The sequence below is a fragment of the Pelovirga sp. genome, from assembly GCF_059864205.1.
Genome location: NZ_JCBCBS010000047.1, coordinates 1 through 19,507 on the forward strand (window position 1 = coordinate 1; position 19,507 = coordinate 19,507).

The 19,507-nt window shown below is 56.7% G+C and carries 15 protein-coding genes; 11 read left to right on the plus strand and 4 right to left on the minus strand.

Features of this window, described 5'->3' with window-relative positions; all coding sequences use genetic code 11:
- The 3 genes from AC6F7T_RS02945 to AC6F7T_RS02955 all read right to left on the minus strand — a co-directional run.
- Positions 1-150, minus strand: a 150-nt coding sequence (locus AC6F7T_RS02945; protein WP_500716493.1) for a nuclear transport factor 2 family protein, incomplete at its 3' end; no start/stop codon positions are given.
- Complete coding sequence (locus tag AC6F7T_RS02950; RefSeq protein WP_500716479.1) at positions 150-704, minus strand: chalcone isomerase family protein; 555 nt, start codon at positions 702-704, stop codon at positions 150-152. The genes AC6F7T_RS02945 and AC6F7T_RS02950, both read right to left, overlap by 1 nt.
- Positions 705-840: 136 nt before the next feature.
- On the minus strand, positions 841-1,416 hold the full coding sequence (locus tag AC6F7T_RS02955) for a DUF3833 family protein (RefSeq protein ID WP_500716480.1): 576 nt from the start codon (positions 1,414-1,416) through the stop codon (positions 841-843).
- Between the two features lie 536 nt (positions 1,417-1,952).
- Between AC6F7T_RS02955 and gdhA the strand changes: the two genes are divergently transcribed.
- Positions 1,953-3,302, plus strand: coding sequence for an NADP-specific glutamate dehydrogenase (gene gdhA, locus AC6F7T_RS02960; protein WP_500716481.1), 1,350 nt, complete (start codon positions 1,953-1,955; stop codon positions 3,300-3,302).
- A gap of 160 nt (positions 3,303-3,462) precedes the next feature.
- Here gdhA and AC6F7T_RS02965 read toward each other — a convergent pair whose 3' ends face one another.
- Positions 3,463-6,063 (minus strand): PEP/pyruvate-binding domain-containing protein, encoded by a 2,601-nt coding sequence (locus AC6F7T_RS02965; protein ID WP_500716482.1) that lies wholly within the window; start codon positions 6,061-6,063, stop codon positions 3,463-3,465.
- A 277-nt stretch (positions 6,064-6,340) separates the two neighbouring features.
- Between AC6F7T_RS02965 and gltB the strand changes: the two genes are divergently transcribed.
- From gltB to AC6F7T_RS03015, 10 genes are all read left to right on the plus strand, one after another.
- Positions 6,341-10,762 (plus strand): glutamate synthase large subunit, encoded by a 4,422-nt coding sequence (gene gltB, locus AC6F7T_RS02970; RefSeq protein WP_500716483.1) that lies wholly within the window; start codon positions 6,341-6,343, stop codon positions 10,760-10,762.
- A 3-nt stretch (positions 10,763-10,765) separates the two neighbouring features.
- Entirely contained in the window at positions 10,766-12,151 is a 1,386-nt protein-coding gene (locus tag AC6F7T_RS02975) for a glutamate synthase small subunit GltD family protein (protein WP_500716484.1), read from the plus strand.
- A gap of 192 nt (positions 12,152-12,343) precedes the next feature.
- Positions 12,344-12,841 carry a Na+/H+ antiporter subunit E gene (locus tag AC6F7T_RS02980; RefSeq protein WP_500716485.1) on the plus strand — a complete coding sequence of 166 codons (498 nt, stop codon included), beginning with the start codon at positions 12,344-12,346 and terminating at the stop codon, positions 12,839-12,841.
- Complete coding sequence (locus tag AC6F7T_RS02985; RefSeq protein WP_500716486.1) at positions 12,834-13,103, plus strand: monovalent cation/H+ antiporter complex subunit F; 270 nt, start codon at positions 12,834-12,836, stop codon at positions 13,101-13,103. Before AC6F7T_RS02980 ends, AC6F7T_RS02985 begins: the two co-directional genes overlap by 8 nt.
- A gap of 57 nt (positions 13,104-13,160) precedes the next feature.
- Positions 13,161-13,460: a monovalent cation/H(+) antiporter subunit G gene (gene mnhG, locus AC6F7T_RS02990; protein ID WP_500716487.1), complete on the plus strand. Its 300-nt coding sequence runs from the start codon at positions 13,161-13,163 to the stop codon at positions 13,458-13,460.
- Between the two features lie 2 nt (positions 13,461-13,462).
- Positions 13,463-14,446, plus strand: a complete 984-nt coding sequence (locus tag AC6F7T_RS02995) for a hydrogenase subunit MbhD domain-containing protein (RefSeq protein WP_500716488.1) — start codon at positions 13,463-13,465, stop codon at positions 14,444-14,446.
- Positions 14,443-14,763, plus strand: a complete 321-nt coding sequence (locus AC6F7T_RS03000) for an NADH-quinone oxidoreductase subunit K (RefSeq protein ID WP_500716489.1) — start codon at positions 14,443-14,445, stop codon at positions 14,761-14,763. Before AC6F7T_RS02995 ends, AC6F7T_RS03000 begins: the two co-directional genes overlap by 4 nt.
- Positions 14,756-16,243: a proton-conducting transporter transmembrane domain-containing protein gene (locus AC6F7T_RS03005; protein WP_500716490.1), complete on the plus strand. Its 1,488-nt coding sequence runs from the start codon at positions 14,756-14,758 to the stop codon at positions 16,241-16,243. Before AC6F7T_RS03000 ends, AC6F7T_RS03005 begins: the two co-directional genes overlap by 8 nt.
- On the plus strand, positions 16,240-17,730 hold the full coding sequence (locus AC6F7T_RS03010; RefSeq protein WP_500716491.1) for a proton-conducting transporter transmembrane domain-containing protein: 1,491 nt from the start codon (positions 16,240-16,242) through the stop codon (positions 17,728-17,730). The genes AC6F7T_RS03005 and AC6F7T_RS03010 overlap by 4 nt, the downstream gene beginning before the upstream one ends.
- The gene (locus tag AC6F7T_RS03015) at positions 17,727-19,436 is read left to right on the plus strand and encodes a proton-conducting transporter transmembrane domain-containing protein (RefSeq protein ID WP_500716492.1); all 1,710 of its coding nucleotides are present in this window, start codon (positions 17,727-17,729) and stop codon (positions 19,434-19,436) included. Before AC6F7T_RS03010 ends, AC6F7T_RS03015 begins: the two co-directional genes overlap by 4 nt.
- Positions 19,437-19,507: the final 71 nt, after the last annotated feature.

Below are 19,507 nucleotides of genomic sequence, written 5' to 3' on the forward strand. Positions count from 1 at the left end.
AGCAAAATAATCACGCAGGGCCGCCAGCCCGTTCAAACTGTGGGCCGGATCACTGAAGCGCACATCAGGACTGTAGATCTCGTCAAGCAGCTCAAGGTTGTCGCGGTTCAGTCGCTGGTAGGTATTAAAAAAATGTTCCAATGCCATCATTACCCTCGCCCGTCAGTCAGTGAAGCCAGCAACCGGTTACGTAATCCCGTATCCAGCGGTCGCTCGGCGTCGAGCCAGATACCGGCATAAAGAATAGCAAACTCCGGAGAAATAACACTAACCAGCACCTCATCATTGAGGATCAGCCGGGTGGTCTGATTGGCGGCATCGTAGCAAAGTCGATAATGATCCCCCTTGGCAACATCGCGATAGGCTTGATGGAGCCGGTCAATCTGCGTCCGGTAGCTTGCAAGCGCGCTTTGGGAATATTGGCGTAACAGGATCTCTTCGGCGGCAGTGACAAAATTCTCCGCGGTCAACGCTACCTTGTAGGTCAGACGCAGACAAAAAGAACGCTGCGCCTGCAGCACATCGTTCAGTACCGCGTCTGCCGGCGCCAGCAGCTCAGCGTCATAGACACGAATGAAACCCATATAGCGAACATTGCCTTCACCGCGAACAACCATACCATCTGCAGGGTCAGCATGAGCCTGTGCCATCGCTAACAGCAGAAACAATGGCAACAGCAGCAAAATTTTATAGTAACTATTCACCTCAGTCCTTGGCGCAGGTTCGGGGGTCCTGTGACAAGGGTGTCTGTCGCCATGGAGGGCGACACTCAAGCGGCCATGGAGGGCGAAAAGCGCCCCTTGGCACAGGATCCCTGAACCGGTACCGGGCAGACATCTTTTAATCATTCGCATCATCATCGTCTCCTGCATTTTCAACCGGCTGAAAAGCAATCGTCACTTGTGCCAGCTCAAATCCGAACTTGGACATGGTCGCGCGGTTCAGCAAAACACCATCCGGCTGTAAAAACATCCAGTCATCAAAACGTACCTTCCAGGTTGAGCCACGCGCTTCAAGATTCAGCTGATAATTCCAGTTCAGTACGTTGCCATAAACTGCCCCCTCAGCGGCACCAAAAACGTCCGCTGCCCGCCCGCGAAATTCGTGGGGGCCGGTCCTCTCGATGGTCCAGATACGCTCGCTGTGCTCACCATCACTCCAGACAAACTGCTCATCCAACACCAGCTCACCCGCATCGTTAAGATAGCCATTGATATCAACGACAAACTGACGCAGCAATTCCCCTTTGCGATTTTGGACAATGCCCCAGCCTCTGGTCTCACCGATGAAGTAGTCAAAGAGATCGAACTCGGGCTGTTGCCCGGCATAACCTTTGACCTCAACCGTTGAGCAGCCCGCGGCCAGGAACAATAATGTCCCCACAAAAACAGTCAACACGAAACGTCTATTCTTCATCGACTATCTCCCCATCTGTACGGCCGGCAAACCAACAAAAAAAACTTGATTGGTAATATATCGAATGATGGTTTTTTTGTCCATGACAGTTTAGTATTTATTTGTTTTTAAATGTTTTTACCGACCAGGCGCTGAACAGATACAATTTTTTTATACCTTGCCGGCAGTTGGTGATACAATGCCCTTTGTAGTCCAGACATGAGAACGATACTACAAAGCAACAATAAACTCATATAGAGTAACAAACTACTCAATCAACCCAAGCATCGGGCATCGTCAATGGTCAACACCTGACGATACCCGACCAACCCGATACGGCCGGACCCTTACCGCCGGCAACAAAGACTCCCCGGACCCAGAGTCCGGCCTGATACAACCGCAAACGCCACAACCGGACCGCCCACCACTCGAACATTAGGCACAATTCTTGCTGACCCTAAACAGATTGTTTTCTTACCGACCTGTTTCGCCAACGGCAAGATCAATGCTGCTAACGTGCCGCTGCTGTCATCATTTCATACAAGGAGGTACACACAATGATGGTACAACTCGACGAAAAAATTGAACCCATCTATCAGGAAGTCCTATCCCGTAACCCCGGTGAAGTCGAATTCCATCAGGCCGTGCGCGAGGTCCTTGAATCCCTCGGACCGGTGCTGGTCAAAAACCCCGCTTTTGCCCACCACAAAATTATCGAGCGGATCTGCGAGCCGGAGCGGCAGATTATCTTCCGGGTGCCCTGGATGGATACCCACGGCCGCGTCCAGATCAACCGCGGCTTTCGCGTTCAGTTCAACAGCGCCCTCGGTCCCTACAAGGGCGGTCTGCGCTTTCACCCTTCAGTCTATCTGGGGATTATCAAGTTCCTCGGTTTTGAGCAGATTTTCAAAAACGCCCTGACCGGCATGCCGATTGGCGGCGGCAAAGGTGGTTCCGACTTTGACCCCAAAGGCAAAACCGACGGCGAGATCATGCGTTTCTGCCAGAGCTTTATGACTGAGCTGCAGCGTCACATCGGTGAACACACCGATATTCCCGCTGGTGACATCGGTGTCGGTGGCCGTGAAGTCGGTTACATGTTCGGCCAGTACAAGCGCCTCAACAACCGCTGGGAAGCCGGTGTGCTGACCGGCAAAGGGCTCAACTGGGGCGGTTCCCTGGTCCGCACCGAAGCCACCGGCTACGGTGTGGTTTTCTTTGTTGATGAAATGCTCAAGGTGCGCAAGGACAGCTTCGACGGCAAAACCTGTGTCGTCTCCGGCAGTGGCAACGTCGCTATCTATGCCATCGAAAAAGTCCATCAACTGGGCGGCAAGGTGATTGCCTGCTCCGATTCCAACGGCTACATTGTTGATGAAAATGGAATCGACCTCGAATTGGTTCAGCAGCTCAAGGAAATCGAACGGCGCCGCATCAAGGACTACGTTAGCTACCACAAGCACGCACGCCACATTGAGAAAGGGAGCATCTGGGATATCCCTTGCCAGGTTGCCTTGCCCTGCGCCACCGAAAACGAGCTTAACGGTAAGGACGCTAGAACCCTGGTGAAAAACGGCTGTATCGCCGTAGGCGAGGGAGCCAACATGCCGACCACGCCGGAAGGCATCAAGGTTTTCCAGGAGGCCGGCACCGCTTACGGCCCCGGCAAAGCCGCCAATGCCGGCGGGGTTGCCACCAGCGCGCTGGAAATGCAGCAGAATGCCTGTCGCGACTCCTGGACCTTCGATCACACCGAGGATCGGCTACAGGACATCATGCAGAACATTCACAACGATTGTTTTGAAACCGCAGAGGAATATGGCGCACCAGGCAACTATGTATTAGGTGCCAACATTGCCGGCTTCACCAAGGTCGCCCGCGCCATGCTGGCCATGGGGCTGGTTTAGAATTTAGAAGTCGGAAGACAGAATATAGAATACTGCAAAAAGCCCGGCCTTAACGCCGGGCTTTTTGCATATCTACCCACTACCCACTACCCACTACCCACTACCCACTCCCCACTACCCACTCCCCACTACCCACTCCCCACTACCCACTCCCTTCTCCCTACTCCTGCTCCCCCTCAAAACAGACCAGTTCCTGCGATACCACGTCGGCCATCAGGCGTATGCCGGTATCCGGCACACGGCAGACCTTGACCACTGACTTGTAATGACCGCTGGAGGGGATCAGCCCATCCAGTGCGTTGGGCCGATCCTGCAACCAGGCACGGTTAAGGGTACACCCCGGGTGCTCCGGGAACAGGGCCAGGTAGAAGATATCAGCTTCGACCAGATCCTGGAAAAAGTGCGAGCCGAAAGACAGCTCCGGCATCAGACCACCAGAAGGAAACGCCACCTCGACCAGGGCGGTCAAATTGTTGATCTCCGAAAAGGACACCGGCACACCGAGGGAAGGTGTCGTCGTCCCCCAGCGCCCTGGCCCGATCAGCATGGTGCGTCCGCCTTGATCACGACCGGCAATCCGCCGATTAAGCCGCCCCACCAGGCGCGCCACCTCGTATTTTTCCGACAGCGGCAAACGCAGGTATTCCGCCGGCTCAATCCAGATAATCCAGTCCAGCGCGTGGGAGACATTCCCGCCCATAAAATTGCCGGTTGAGCGGAACAGCAACTTATCATCAGCAATGTCCTGAGGGATCTCCAGGGTCGACTCAGCACCGCGAGTCTGAAGCGGGCGACACTGCACGACATCGATTTTAACCGTGCGATCGGCGGTGAAGTTAGCGGTAAACTCCACATCAACCGGATAGCCATAGGCCCGTTCAATAGTCTTGAGCAGCCGCTGCATCAACGGGGCAAAATCGCTCTGCTCAAGGAAATCGTCAAAGGTCAGCATCCAGACGTTGGCAACCTTGCGGCCACGTTCCTGCAGCAACCGGATGGTGTCTTCGTCGCGGACGGCATAAATGTCCCAGGGGAGACCAAGATCCTCTTGCGCAAGATTATACAGGGACAGGGTCTGCAAACTGTTGTCGTTGATGTTGAGCAGGTCAATATCGTGCTGAGAGAACTTGCGCACATCCTCAAAGCCTTTATGCTGCCGTCGGGTCGGCGCGTCAAGGGCGACCACGCGCGGATAGTCAACCTCGGAGCGGTCAACAGCGCGGGTCCCCATCCCCACCACCAGACGCAACATACCGGCCTGGGGATCCATCTCCTTGTCCCAGACAAAGGTATTGTACGACACGCCGACACCCGCCAATTCCGGCAGGTAGTAATGCTTGCGATAAGACCCGGAAACGCGCTGGATCAGCAGTGCCATCTGCTCGTCTTTTTTATCAAGGCCCCGCTGCAAACGGTAGCTCAGGGCGTCTTCACTCATGGCACTGGCAAAGACCTTGCGGACAGCATTTTCCAGCGCCTCCAGACGCTCTTCCGGACTGCCCTGGTTGACACAGAAAAAACTGTCATATTTACCCGCAAAGGCGTTGCCGAAACCGTCTTCGAGCAATGAACTGGAACGCACAATGATCGGATACTGGCCGTAATATTCGAGCATCTGCTGAAATTCCTCGCGGATTTCCTCCGGAAATCTGCCCGCGAGCATCTTCTCGCGCAGTTCGGCAGCAACGCTGAAATAACCGGCTTCGGCTTTCTGCTGCATAAACAGGGGCCAGAGATTATTGTGTACGATGTAGGAATAATAAACGTTGGAACCGACATAGTAGGAATCGTGCTTTTCCAGATGATGATCCCAGTCAAAGCTCTCATCGCGGCGCAAAATATGATGAGCCAAAAGCATGCCGACGGCCTTGCCGCCGATAAAGCCGGTACCGATGATGCGGGATTTGATATCGAGCAGATCGGGCAGGCTGAAATATTCACGCGCTAACGCCAGCATCCGCTCCTCGCGGGCAAGAACATGGCGGCAAAGATGGCGCACCATACTGTCACGATCATAACCGGAACCATTGTCGCGACAGAGATCTTCCGCATCCATAAACAGCCGGTGCCAATGATCAATCTGGCGCCGACCACCGTTGGCGGTGCGCTCCGCCAATGACTTGTAGAGCCGGGTCGACTCAAAACTGTTGGTCAAGGGAATAAAGCGCTCGCCGATCTTATGATGCGGCAGAAACATGGTCGGCGAACGTCGCTGCCAGACCTTGAGGGGCTGAAGATGAAAGTGATCTTCGTGGCTGAAAACATCGATCAACACCTGGGTGGTATTGCGGATCTGTTCAACCGTGCGGAAGGCATGCCGGCTGCGGATCAGGGCAAAATAGGCGACGGTATCAAGATCGAACAGATAAGGGCAGGTGATACGGAAAAAATTGCCGATCATGTGATCGGTGGCCCAGGCCGACAGCAGCTCGGAAAGGCAATCAAAAACATAGAAAGCCTCCTTCCCCTGGTCAGTAATGATCTGATAAACCTGGCCGGCGAAGGGCTCAAAGCCCTCTTTGGGATCGATCTGATGGACCTGAACTTGGGGCGCTTCAGCCAGCAACGGCAGATGATCACCAAAACGCATATAGTTGATGGTGCGGCCATCGCGCAGCGCCTGGTCAACAAAAGGTTGAACAAAATAGCGGTAATCGTCAATCGACTCGACCTTAAGCACGACATTGTCGCCAATGCGCAAACCATCAAGGATATCATCCAGTTCGGCATAGCCCGTCGACACCCGCTGAGACTTACTCATAAATGTGTCTCCTCTTGCAGTAAACATATGATAATTTTCAAATTGCTGTTTTTTATAGCACACACTGCAGTAAACTGCGTAATGTTTCAGCAACATCACAGCTGCAACGATGGCGCTGATCCGGCACCTTGCTATTGGTTGCAGGCCGCTATTTCTTTCCAGACATTGTGCACGCTTTTTGCATCAGATGTTTGCCCTTACCCATTATTCAAGTAACGACAGCTCAGCGCACCATCTACGCGACATGCATCACCCCAGCAAAGGACAGGTTTTTTTTATGAATCCAGCAGAAAAATTTCGTGACAACTGTGGCTTTGGCTTGCTCGCCCAGATTGACAACCAACCCAGCCATCAGCTCCTGAAAGATTCCATCAAAGCGCTAAAACGCATGATGCATCGTGGTGCCATTGCTGCTGATGGCAAGACCGGCGATGGTTCCGGTCTGCTCTGCTCCATGCCCGTCGGCTTTCTCAGTAAAGCAGCAGAAGAACAGGACATCTCTCTGCCGGAGCAGTTTGCCGTTGCGGTGGTATTTACTCGTGATGCGAAAAAGCAGCTGCCGCTGTTCGAGAAGTTCTGCAGCAAGAATGACCTGCAGATCCTCTTTACCCGCGAGGTTCCGGTCAACACCGAGGCCCTCGGCGAGTACGCATTAAGCCGGCTGCCACAGATCTTCCAGATTTTTGTCGTACCGGCGGCACTGATTGCTACCAAGCGCTTTGATGCTCTGCTCTATCTAACGCGCAAGGAGGCAGAAAAACAGTTTGTCGCTGATCCGCATTTTTACATCACCAGCTTTTCGCGCACCCTGATCAGCTACAAAGGGCTGGTCATGCCGACCTACATCGAAACCCTGTTCCCCGATCTGCAGGATTCCGACTTTGAAATTTCGTTTGCCCTCTTTCACCAGCGCTTTTCCACCAACACCCTGCCCCAGTGGAAGCTCGCTCAACCCTTACGCGTGATTGCCCACAACGGCGAGATCAATTCGATCCAGGGCAACCGCTTCAAGGCCCGCTACAAGTTCAGTGATGCGCGCAGTCCGGTTTTTACTGAGGATGAGATGGCACGGATCATGCCATTGCTCGAAGAAGGGGTCAGTGACAGCGCCAGCCTCGATAACATGATTGAGTTTAAACTGGCCAACGGCGTCGATTTTTTCAAGGCCATCCGCGGCCTGGTGCCGCCGGCACGTCACAATGTCGCCAACATGCCGGCCAAACTGCGCGCTTTTTATGAGTACACCTCCGGCGCCTATGAGCCCTGGGACGGCCCGGCCGCCATCAGCCTGACCGATGGCCGTTACATCGGCTGTATCCTCGATCGCAACGGTCTGCGCCCGGCAAAATACATCATCACCGTTGATAATCGCCTGCTGATCAGTAGCGAGTACGGTGTCATCGACACGCCGGCCGAGATGATCCGCGAGCGTGGCCGGCTGCAAAGTGGCCAGATGATTGCCGCCGACCTGAACTCCGGGCAGATCTTCTACACCCGCGATATCGACCGCTATCTGATGGAGTCCCAGCCTTACAATCAGTGGCTGACCGAACACACCTACTACCTGCAGGAATTTATCGGTCGCCAGTTCTGCGACGACAAGGACTACCGCTACCCCGATCTTGAGACCGTTCAGCGGTATCACCATATCACCGCGGAGGTCGTTGATCTGGTCATCCGGCCGATGATGACTGACGGCAAGGAACCGGTCGGCTCCATGGGGGACGACACGCCGCTGGCGGCTTTTTCCGATCAACAGCGTAACTTCAGCGATTTTTTCAAGCAGAAATTCGCCCAGGTCACCAATCCGCCCATCGACCCCTTGCGTGAAAAAGCGGTGATGTCGACCACCATCGGCTTCGGCGGCATCGGCAACCCGCTGATCGAAACCAAAAGCCGCGCCATGCGCTTGAAAAGCGTATCACCCTTTCTTTCCTACGAGATCTATCATTCCCTGCTGACCTTTGGTGACCCGCAACTGCCGCGTTTCGAAGCCTGCTACAAGTACCGGATTTTCCATACCGACTTCCGCACTGATCTGCAAAAAGCCCTGCAGCACCTGGCCGAGCAGGTACTGGATGCGGTGAGCAACGACGGTGTCCGCATCGTTATTCTTGACGACCGGGTCCTTGGCAAGGATAACAAGCTGATTCCGATGGCCATGGCCGTTGGCTATATCAACCGTCAGCTGCTCAAAACCCGGTTGCGTCAGCATGTCAGTCTGGTGGTGGTGACCGGTGAAGTGGTCGACCCCCATGCCGCGGCCGTGCTGATCGGCTACGGTGCTATTGCCATCTACCCCTGGCTGCTGTATGCCAGCGCCCTCGAAATCGGAGAAAAACGCAACCAACCGCCTCGGGAACTGCGTAAAGCATTGCAGAACATCTACCAGGCCCTGAACCAGGGGATTCTTAAAATCATGTCAAAAATGGGGATCAGCACCGTTTCGAGCTACCGTAACGCCGCCCTGTTTGACATTATCGGTCTGGCTACCGAGGTTGTTGATGCCTGCTTCAAGGGCTCGCCCCTGCTGATGCCGGGCCTGGGCTTCCAGGAGATCGAGGAACGCATTGACAAGGTGCATCGCAAGGTCTTCGCCGAAACCTACATGACTCCCATCTACCCCCTTGAGATCGGCGGCTACTATCGCGACAACCCGGGGTTTGAATATCACGATTTCAACTCCTGGCACGTAACCCAGCTGCATCGCTTTGCTGAACATCGTACTCGCGAAGAATATTTGAAATTCCGCTCGATGATCGACCACCGTGGCATCAGATATGTGCGCGATGCCCTCGGCTTCAAAAGCCCTCACTCGCCCCTGCCGATTGAGCAGGTGGAACCGATTGCCGCCATCACCCGTCGTTTTGACTCCGCCGCCATGTCCTTAGGTGCCCTGTCGCCGGAGGCCCACGAGGCCCTGGCTGAAGCGATGAATCGTATGGGTGGTCATTCCAACAGCGGCGAAGGTGGGGAAGACGCTGCGCGCTTCAAAACCATCCGCAACAGCCGTATCAAGCAGATCGCTTCAGGACGTTTCGGCGTCACCCCCGGCTATCTGCGCAGCGCCGAAGAGATCCAGATCAAACTCGCCCAGGGCGCCAAGCCTGGAGAGGGAGGTCAGTTGCCCGGCGAAAAGGTCAGCCCCCTGATTGCACGCCTGCGCTTCACCGTTCCCGGAGTGACCCTGATTTCTCCGCCGCCGCACCACGATATTTACTCCATTGAGGATCTGGCGCAGCTGATTTTTGACCTCAAACAGGTCAACCCCCAGGCAAAAATCAGCGTCAAACTGGTCTCTACCGAAGGGGTCGGCACCATTGCCGCCGGCGTAGCCAAAGCCTATGCCGACAAGATTGTCATTTCCGGCCACGATGGCGGTACCGGTGCCGCGCCACTAAGTTCCATCAAACATGCCGGCAACCCCTGGGAGTTCGGCCTGAGTGAGGCTCACATCAGCCTGAAAGCCAACAATCTGCGCGAGGCTGTCTCCCTGCAGACCGACGGTGGCATGAAAATCGGCCGCGATGTCGTCAAAGCCGCCATGCTCGGCGCCGAAAGTTTCGGCTTCGGCACGCCGTTGCTGGTTCTGCTCGGCTGCAAGCTGCTGCGCGTCTGTCACCTCAATCGCTGTACCGTCGGCATCGCTACTCAGGATGAGAACCTGCGTGCCCACTATATCGGCACCGTCGAGAAGGTCATCAGTTACCTGGAAAACGTCGCTGAAGACGTGCGCGAGATCCTGGCAGTGCTGGGTTTCCGCTCCCTCGAAGAGATCATTGGCCGCAGTGATCTGCTGGAAAAACTCGATACGCCGTTATTGAGTCAGTTCGACCTTTCAGACGTTTTGCGTCAGGTCGACGGAGTCAATGTGCGTACCCGCGACAACCATCCCTTTGATGACAACGCCTTTGAAAAGGAGTTGCTCAAGGAGATTTATCCGGTCATCAAAAATCCTCAGGCCGAGGTGGTGGCCGAACGCGAAATCAGCAACGTCAACCGCAGCTTCGGCACCCTGATCAGTGGCGAGATTGCGCGTTTTTACGGCGATTCCGGGCTACCCAAAGAAGCGTTGACGATCAGATTGAAGGGCGTTGCCGGACAGTCCCTCGGTGCCTTCCTTGCTGAAGGGATATCGCTTTTTCTTCACGGTGTCGGCAATGACTACGTCGGCAAAGGGATGCATGGTGGTCGCATTATCATTACCCCTCAGGTTTATCAGCCGGGCGCATCGGCGGTAGGCAACACCTGCCTTTACGGGGCCACCGGCGGCAAGCTCTTTGTTGCCGGCACCGCCGGCGAACGCTTTGCCGTGCGTAATTCCGGCGCACTGGCGGTGGTTGAGGGGACGGGCGACCATGCCTGCGAATATATGACCGGCGGTACCGTTGTCGTGCTGGGAGAAACCGGCATCAATTTCGGTGCCGGCATGACCGGCGGCGCCGCTTTTGTCTACGACCGCAGCAAGAATTTCATTGATCGCCTTAATCAGCAGCTGGTGGTCGCGCGGCGCATCGATGTTGATGAAGACAATGAAGGGAGACTCTACTTAAAGAGTATCCTCATCAGTTATTTCAACCGCACGGCAAGCCCGGTTGCCAAGGCGATACTCGATAATTTCCGCGAGGAGCTGGCCTATTTCTGGATGGTCACCCCCAAGGACATGAAGGCGCCGCTTAATCCGAAAGAAGGGGATTGATCTATGCAAAGTTTTATTGAAACCGGCCGCCAGGAGCCGGATAAATTCGAAGCTACCCAGCGGCTGCAGAATTTTGATGAAATCTACCGCTTTTTCACCAGTCGCATGGTGCGCAAGCAGTCGGAGCGCTGTGTTCAGTGTGGTGACCCTTTTTGTGCAACCATCGGCTGCCCGTTGCAGAATTACATTCCCCAATGGCTCGAAGCCATCGCCGACCGCGACCTCGAACGCGCTTTTCGCCTCTCCAATGAGAGTTCCCCGTTTCCCGAAATTCTCGGGCGCATCTGTCCTCAGGGGCATCTGTGTGAGGGCGCCTGCACCCTGGATGACGGCTACGGTGCCATCACTATCGGTGCCATTGAAGCCACCATCACCGACCTGGCTTTTGCCGCCGGCATGAAGCTTCCCTTTCCCGGTCTGCGCCACAAAACCCATGTTGCAATTGTCGGCTCCGGCCCGGCCGGCATGTCCTGCGCCCATTTTCTGCTGCGTGCCGGCATCCGTGTCTCCATGTACGAGCAGGCCGAACATCCCGGCGGCCTGCTGACCTACGGTATTCCCGGCTTCAAACTCAATAAAAAAATTGTCTCCCAGCGCTTTGATCTGCTGCAACAGGCCGGACTGCAACTGCATCTGGGACAACGAATCGGCGAACAAATCTCTTACCCGCAACTGATCGACAATCATGACGCGGTATTCGTCGGCATCGGTGCCACCCAGGGGCGCAGAGCCGGTATTACCGGCGAAGATCTGTCGGACGTCATGCTGGCCATGGACTATCTAACTGAAAAACAAAAGCAATTGTTCGGAAAAGTTGCCGATCCGCGTTTTATTATGCAAGGCAAACGGGTAGCGGTGATTGGCGGTGGCGATACCGCCATGGATTGTCTGCGCACCGCCCTGCGCGACGGCGCCGAAGAGGTCACCTGCCTCTATCGCCGTGACGAAGCCAACATGCCGGGCAGCCACAAGGAATTTCATAATGCGGTTGAGGAAGGGGCCATTTTTGATTTCAACGTCAGCCCACGGGAAATTCGCCGCGAAAAAAATGGTCAGTTCTGTATTGAGGTCGAACAGACCCGGTTGACGGAAAAGGATACCGACGGCCGTCAGCGCGTCGAAATTATTCCCGACACCGCCCACACCGTCTCGGCGGATGTGGTCATCCTTGCCCTCGGGTTCGATGTCTCCCCGGTGGCAGAACTGGTGGAGCTGGGAGTTAAGTGTAATCGCTGGGACCAGATGGAGATTGATCCGGCCAGTGGGTTGACCGGCCACCCCAAGGTCTATGCCGGCGGTGATTGCTTTCGTGGTGCCGACCTGGTGGTCACCGCGGCCGCCGATGGGCGTCGTGCGGCCCTGGCAATGATGCGCCGTTTTCTCGGCTGAGAGCTGGATTCCGGCATCTGACTGCTATATGCTTTCAGACAACAGTAACCAGCCACCAAGACTCTAAGGACACCAAGAGAGGCAACGGCTGCTTTTGAGTTAAAACAATAAACCGATTTTTTGGTTTTCTTGGAGATCTTGGTGCCTTGGTGGCCTGCATATGATTGGTGCCATTATTTTATAGGTATTACGATGTCTGTAGTAACATTTCGTTGGTCTCGTTTTATCCTGCGCCTTGGCGGTTGTCTGTTCCTCTGGTGGGTGCTGACTGGTGGGCGGGCGTCCTCCTGGATCATCGGAGTGCCGACCATCGCGCTGGCCCTGTGGGTCATGGAAGCAGCACCACAAACACACCCCTGGCGCATATCTTTTGCCGGGCTGCTTCGATTTATCCCTTATTTTCTATTGCAGTCGCTGCGCGGCGGCATCGATGTCGCTCGCCGCGCCTACTCCCCCAGACTCCCCCTGGATCCGCAGATCATCGATTTTCCGCTGAACCTTCCTCCCGGACCGGCGCAGGTTTTCTTTCTCAACAGCGTCAGCCTGCTCCCCGGCACCCTGTCTGCCGATCTCAACGGTACGACCCTCAAGGTACACCTGCTTGATCACAAGATCGATCCGCAACTCGATCAACTCGAAACCCGGGTTGCCGCTCTGTTCAAATGTTCGCTGCGGGGCGGCGATGATTGAACTCTATATCAGTCTGGCCCTGATCCTGCTGCTGACCATCGCCATCGGCCTGGTACGGGTTTTACGCGGGCCGACCGCTACCGACCGGATGCTGGCTGCGCAACTTTTTGGTACCACGGCGGTGGCAATCCTGCTGTTACTCGGACAGGCCGGCGGCAACACTGCCATCTGGGATGTTGCCCTGATCTTCGCCCTGCTGGCCGCCGTTGCCGCAGTGACCTTTGTGCGGCGTAAAGATATCGATACGACAACGGAAACCTGACTATTTAGAACCATCTCGACCCGCTACCGATTTGCGACTTAAAAACAAAGGAGCGCGATGTTACTTTCTGATCTGATCACCACATTACTGCTGATCTGCTCCCTGCCTTTTTTTCTTGCCGGCACCCTCGGATTGCTGCGCTTCCCCGATCTCTATTGCCGCCTGCATGCGTTGACCAAAGCCGATAACCTTGGTCTGGGCCTGGTGGTACTGGCACTGATGATTCAGGCCGACAGCTGGCAGGTCGTTATCCGCCTGCTGCTGACCTGGCTGCTGGTGTTGGTTGCCGGCGCAACTGTCGCCCACCTGATCGCGCGCAAGGCGCAGCAGGACGGGCACCAACCCTGGCGGCGCTGACCATGGAACCGGCGCTGATCTTTGATCTGGTTCTGCTGCTCATCCTGATCGGCCTGGCCTGGCTGCTGCTGGCCAGCACCGATCTGTTCCGCGCTGTGGTGCTGTTTATCGCCTTCGGCCTTCTCCTTGCCCTGGCCTGGGTACGTCTGGGGGCACCCGACGTCGCTCTCGCCGAAGCAGCCATTGGCGCCGGCATTACCGGTGCCCTGCTGCTGGTTGGCCTGGGACGCCTGGGGTCGACTGAGCGCTGCCGCTTCAGCCGAGCCCCCCTCACTTTTTTACAGCGTCTGTCGGCACCTGTGCTGGTCGGCGTGATGATCCCCTCAATCTCCCTGATCCTGCTCCTTGAAGTGCATCAACTCGCCGGTACCACCCCTGGCCGGCAGGGACTGGTCAACGCCTTCCTCGACGTCAGCGGTAGCGGCCATGGGGTAACGGCGGTACTGCTGAACTTTCGTGCCTGGGATACCTTGCTGGAAAAAGGCGTCCTGTTGCTGGCGCTGATCACTATCTGGTCCCTCGATCAGGCACGTCCACTCTTTCACCAGGAAGACATATCACCACAATTGATGGGACTTGCCCGACTGCTGCTACCGCTGGTGATTGTTGTCGCAGGATTTGTGTTGTGGCAGGGGGATCAGGCTCCCGGTGGCGCGTTCCAGTCCGGAGCTTTGCTCAGCGCCGGCATTCTGCTGGCGATCCTCGTCGGCTACAGTCTCCCGCAACGCTGGCAGGGTCTGTCGTTGCGCCTGCTGCTGGCGATCGGTTTCGGTGTTTTTCTTTTAATTGCCGGCGCTACCCTGCTGTACTCCGGCTATCCCCTGCAGTATCCGGAACACCTGGCCGGTAGTTTGATTCTGCTGATTGAGCTGGTCGCCACTGCCTCCATCGCCGCGCTGCTGGCTGCCACCGTGGTCGGTGGACATCCTCCTGATGATCTATCAACCCCTGCAGCAAAAGCCCCCTCAACAAGCGGGAGGCGATGATGAACACTGTATCGCTCTACGCCGGTAGCGGCATCATTCTGTTCTCCCTCGGCCTGCACGCGCTGCTGATACGTCGCCACCTGTTGCGTAAAATCCTCGCCGCCAACATCATGGGCAGCGGCGTTTTTATGGTGTTTATTGCCATGGGTGCGCGCGGCGAGAGCGGAGTTGCCGACCCGGTACCCCAGGCCATGGTACTGACCGGCATCGTCGTCTCCCTGTGTTTTACTGCCGTAGCTATTGTCCTTGCGGTTCGAATCAATAAACTCACCGGTTGCACCACCCTGGCGGTCGATGAGGAGTCGTCCATTGACTGAGCTGATTGTCCAGCAGAATTGGTTTGTATGGATGACCCTGCTCCCCCTGGGGGCAGCGGTAGCCACCTTTCTGGCCCCAGGCCAGGCACGCTGGATCGGCCTGACCACCGCCTTGTTTCTCCCTTTTTGCGCCCTTGCTGCCATCGCCGCTACGGTGTTCAGCACGGCCCAGCCCTTAACCGTCGGCAATTGGCCGACCCCGCTGGGGATTGAGCTGCGTACTGACGGCCTTGCCCTGGTGATGCTCGCTGTCACCGCCCTGGTCGGCTTTATTATCAGCTGCTATGCCCTGGGCTATTTCCCGCCACGGCAGCATCATCTCAGCCGGACTCATTATTTCTGGCCCTTATGGCTGTTTTTGTGGGGCGGATGTAACGCCCTCTTTGTTTCCGGCGATCTGTTTAATCTCTATGTCACCCTCGAACTTGTGACCCTCGCTTCAGTTGCCCTGATCGCGCTGGAAGGGGGGAAAGCTGCTCTGGCGGCGGCACTGCGCTATCTCTTTATCGGTCTGCTGGGTTCTCTGGCCTATCTGCTCGGCGTCGGCATTCTTTACGCTACCTATGCAACGCTAGATATTACCCTGCTGGGCGAGACGATCAGTGATAGCCGTCTCAATCATGCCGCCATGTCCCTGATGATTGCCGGACTGGTGCTCAAAAGTGCCCTCTTTCCCCTGCATTTCTGGCTTCCCCAGGCCCATACCATGGCACCGGCGCCGGTCAGCGCGGTCCTTTCCGCCCTGGTTGTCAAGGCTGCCTACGTGGTTCTGCTACGTCTGTGGTTTGAGGTCTTCCCTGCCCTTGATACCCTTGCTATCGGCCATCTACTCGGCCTGCTCGGTTGCGTGGCGATTATCTGGGGATCGCTGATGGCGCTGCGCCAGGAACGCCTGAAACTGCTGATCGCCTATTCCACGATCGCCCAGATCGGCTACCTGTTCCTGGTCTTCCCCCTTGCCCGTGGAGAAGCCATGGCCGGCGCCTGGGTCGGCGGTGTACTGTTAATGATGACCCATGCCTGCGGTAAGGCGGCCATGTTCCTGATGGCCGGGACGATCCACCACACCGCCGGTTCCGACCGGATTTCGCGTCTCGCTGGTGCCGGCGGCCCCATCGGCGTACAGGTAGTGGTGTTTACCCTCGCGGCGGCCACCATCATCGGTCTGCCTCCGAGCGGTGGCTTCTTTGCCAAGTGGTTATTCATCAACGCCGCCCTGGCCACCGGTCAGTGGTGGTATATAGCGATTATCCTCAGCGGCACTCTGCTGGCCGCCGCCTACATCGCCCGGGTCCTGGGATGGGCCTTTCTTGACGTTAAACGCAGCAGCTATCCGGTCATCCCCTGGGTAATGAAGTGGCCGCCGCTGGCTCTCTCGGTCATTGCCCTGGTGTTCGGCCTGATCGCTTATGCACCGGTGCAGATTGCCTTGATCGGGGCTCCGGTCAGTGTTCCGCTGCTGGTGGAGTTCGGGCCATGAACGATCTGATTCTGCTCGCTATTCTGTCCAGTTCGCTGCTCCCCGGCCTGATCATTTTTACCCTGCCGGAACAGAGCGTGCGCCTGCGCACCATCCTCAACCTTGGCGGGGCAGGGGTTAAGTTGCTGCTTGTCGCTGTGCTTTTCTTGCACGTGGCCCAACGAGAATACGCGGAATTACGCCTGCCACTGCTGCCGGACATGGAGCTGGTGCTGCGCGCCGATGCTCTCTCCCTGCTCTTTTTGACCCTCTCGGCATTTCTCTGGCTGCTGACCACCATCTATGCCATCGGCTACCTCGAAGGCTCGCCCCACCGCAGCCGCTTTTTCGGCTTCTTCAGTCTCTGCGTCAGTGCCACCACCGGCATTGCCCTGTCCGGCGACATGGTCACCTTCGTCGTTTTTTACGAAATGCTGACCATTTCCACTTACCCCCTGGTGGTTCATCGCGGTACACCGGCTGCTCTGCACGCCGGACGTATCTATCTGGCCTACACCCTGGGCGGCGGCGTGGTGCTGTTTTTTGCTACGGTCTGGTTACGTGCCATTGCCGGCCCCCTCGATTTCCGTCCAGGGGGTGTTGTTTCAGCCCTCGACCCGACACTGTACGGCAGCCTCACCATCATTTTTGCCCTGCTGATTTTATCCCTGGGGGTCAAAGCAGCACTGGTTCCGCTGCATATCTGGCTTCCCAGCGCCATGATCGCCCCGGCACCGGTCAGTGCCCTGCTGCACGCAGTCGCCGTCGTCAAAGCCGGAGCTTTCGGGATTATCCGGGTCATTCATGATATTTACGGTATCAACTTCAGCGTCGAACTGAACCTGCTCTTCCCCCTGGCGCTGCTGGCGGCATTTACCGTTATCTATGGTTCCATCCGCGCCTTGAGTCAAAACGACTTGAAGCGCCGTTTGGCATTTTCCACCGTCAGTCAGGTGTCCTACATCCTCCTCGGAGTGACGATGGCAACCCCTCTGGCCACTATTGGTGGGTTGGTGCATCTGGTGCATCAGGGAGTGATGAAAATCACCCTGTTTTTCTGCGCCGGCAACCTGGCCGAAACCCTCGACATCCATAAAATTGATGAAATGGACGGCGTCGGTCGCCGCATGCCCTGGACTATGGCGGCCTTTACCATCGGCGCCCTGGGGATGATCGGTCTGCCGCCCCTGGCCGGCTTTATCAGTAAATGGTATCTGGGGCTTGGTGGTCTGGCGGCCGATCAACCCTGGATCGTTCTCGTCCTGATCGGCAGTACTCTGCTCAATAGCTGTTACTTTCTACCGGTACTGCATCGTATCTGGTTTGTTCAACCACGCCAGAATTGGCCCCCCTCGACCCTGCGCGGCGGCCGTGAAACCACCTGGGCATTGCTGGCACCGCCGTTGATCACCGCCTTCCTGGTTGTTGCGCTAGGCCTCCTCGCCCACAGCTTCGGCAGCCCGCTGTACTGGGTTGAATTGATTGCCGCGCGCGAGTACGGCCTATGAGTGCGCCTGTTACCATTGTCATTCTGCTGACGGTGCCGCTGCTGCCCCTGCTGCTGGTCAGCGCCCTGACCTGTTCAGCGTTACGCCGCATCGCCTTTCTCGGTGCACCTCTGGCTGCTACCCCCGGACTGGTGCTGGCATTATTACCGGGAGCAGGAGCGCCGGTTGCTATCCCCTGGCTGCTCATCGGCACCCAGCTGGGGGTCGATGATATCGGGCGCATTTTCCTGTTGTTGACTGCCCTGTTGTGGCTGGCAGCGGGTTTCTATGCTGCCGGCTCGACAAAAAACTCTCCGCAGCGGTTACGCTACTGGATCTTTTTCCTGCTGTGCATGAGTGGCAACCTGGGGCTAACCCTGGCCCTGGACATGATCAGTTTTTACCTCTTTTTCACCCTGATGAGCTTTGCCGCCTATGGCCTGATTATTCACGACGGCACCGCCTTTGCCCTGCGTGCCGGCAGAATCTATCTATGGCTGGTTATTATCGGTGAAGTGCTGTTGTTTGCCGCCTTGCTGCTGGCGGCACGGGTTGCTGATTCCCTGCTGCTGAGTGATGTCGCCGCCGTCCTCGCCCATACTGACGCTATGCCCCTGATTCTCGGGTTATTGCTCGTCGCCCTGGGGATCAAAATGGGAGTCGTTCCCCTGCATTTCTGGTTGCCCCTGGCCCATCCGGCGGCACCGATTCCGGCCAGCGCCGTACTCAGTGGAGGGATGATCAAGGCCGGCCTGCTCGGCCTGCTGCGCCTCTTCCCCTTAGGCTCTGTGACCCTGCCTGGCTGGTCGGCCACGCTGGTGGGTCTGGGATTACTGATGGTTTTTTTCGGGGTGGTGATGGGGCTTTTGCAAAACCAGCCGAAAACCCTGTTGGCCTACTCGAGTATCAGCCAGATCGGCTTTCCTCTGTTTGCCGTTGGCATCGGCTTGGCGGCGCCCCACCAGTGGCCAGTGCTGGCACCGGCGGTGGGTTTCTACGCCCTGCATCATGGCCTGGCCAAAGGCGCTCTGTTCCTTGGCGTTGGCATGATCGGTCAGCTCAATGGACCCACCCGACTGCGCTATGTCACCCGCGCCGGGTTGTTGCTTCCCGCCCTGGCGTTGGCTGGTGCCCCTTTGACCAGCGGTGCTCTGGCTAAAGCCGGACTCAAGCCGTTTCTTGGGCAATCATCCCTACTTGGTGAATCCCTGCTGATCCTCCTGCTGGGGCTGGCGGCGGTCGCTACCACCCTGCTGATGGGGCGGCTGCTGTTTTTGTTATGGCAGCAAGCGGCGAATTCCACGCAGGTTGGCACAAAAGGGATGTGGAGCGGTTGGTGCCTGCTGCTTGTGACGGTTATCCTGGTGGGAATTTATCCGCAGTTGCTGACGGGATCAGCACCTGCAATAAGCGCTAAATGGTTTGATGGCCTGTGGCCGGTTGCCGGCGGCTCTGCTATTGTTCTACTGGCCTGGCTCCGCCTGCGTAACTGGCCCTGGGAGCTGCCTGCAAGGGATGTGGATGTGCTGTTTGAGTCATTGCTGCGCCACCTGAGTGCTGCTGCTGCCAGAGTCAAACGGCCATCAGCACCAGAGTTACCCCGCTCTGCCCGCTGGCCAAACCTGCCGCTGTTGCTGCTACTGCAGGATGCTGAGCAACAGTTGCGCCTGCTCAGTGTCGCCGGGGTCATGTTCATTCTGCTGTTACTGGTACTGCTGTTGTTATAGGGAGTGGGGAGTGGGGAGTAGGGAGTAGGGAGTAGGGAGTAGGGAGTAGGGAGTAGGGAGTGGGGAGTGGG

Coding starts and splice junctions, on each gene's coding strand:
- AC6F7T_RS02955 (WP_500716480.1), bottom strand. CDS start 1,416: ATGAAGAATAGACGTTTCGTGTTGACTGTTTTTGTGGGGACATTATTG.
- gdhA (WP_500716481.1), top strand. CDS start 1,953: ATGATGGTACAACTCGACGAAAAAATTGAACCCATCTATCAGGAAGTC.
- AC6F7T_RS02965 (WP_500716482.1), bottom strand. CDS start 6,063: ATGAGTAAGTCTCAGCGGGTGTCGACGGGCTATGCCGAACTGGATGAT.
- gltB (WP_500716483.1), top strand. CDS start 6,341: ATGAATCCAGCAGAAAAATTTCGTGACAACTGTGGCTTTGGCTTGCTC.
- AC6F7T_RS02975 (WP_500716484.1), top strand. CDS start 10,766: ATGCAAAGTTTTATTGAAACCGGCCGCCAGGAGCCGGATAAATTCGAA.
- AC6F7T_RS02980 (WP_500716485.1), top strand. CDS start 12,344: ATGTCTGTAGTAACATTTCGTTGGTCTCGTTTTATCCTGCGCCTTGGC.
- AC6F7T_RS02985 (WP_500716486.1), top strand. CDS start 12,834: ATGATTGAACTCTATATCAGTCTGGCCCTGATCCTGCTGCTGACCATC.
- mnhG (WP_500716487.1), top strand. CDS start 13,161: ATGTTACTTTCTGATCTGATCACCACATTACTGCTGATCTGCTCCCTG.
- AC6F7T_RS02995 (WP_500716488.1), top strand. CDS start 13,463: ATGGAACCGGCGCTGATCTTTGATCTGGTTCTGCTGCTCATCCTGATC.
- AC6F7T_RS03000 (WP_500716489.1), top strand. CDS start 14,443: ATGATGAACACTGTATCGCTCTACGCCGGTAGCGGCATCATTCTGTTC.
- AC6F7T_RS03010 (WP_500716491.1), top strand. CDS start 16,240: ATGAACGATCTGATTCTGCTCGCTATTCTGTCCAGTTCGCTGCTCCCC.
- AC6F7T_RS03015 (WP_500716492.1), top strand. CDS start 17,727: ATGAGTGCGCCTGTTACCATTGTCATTCTGCTGACGGTGCCGCTGCTG.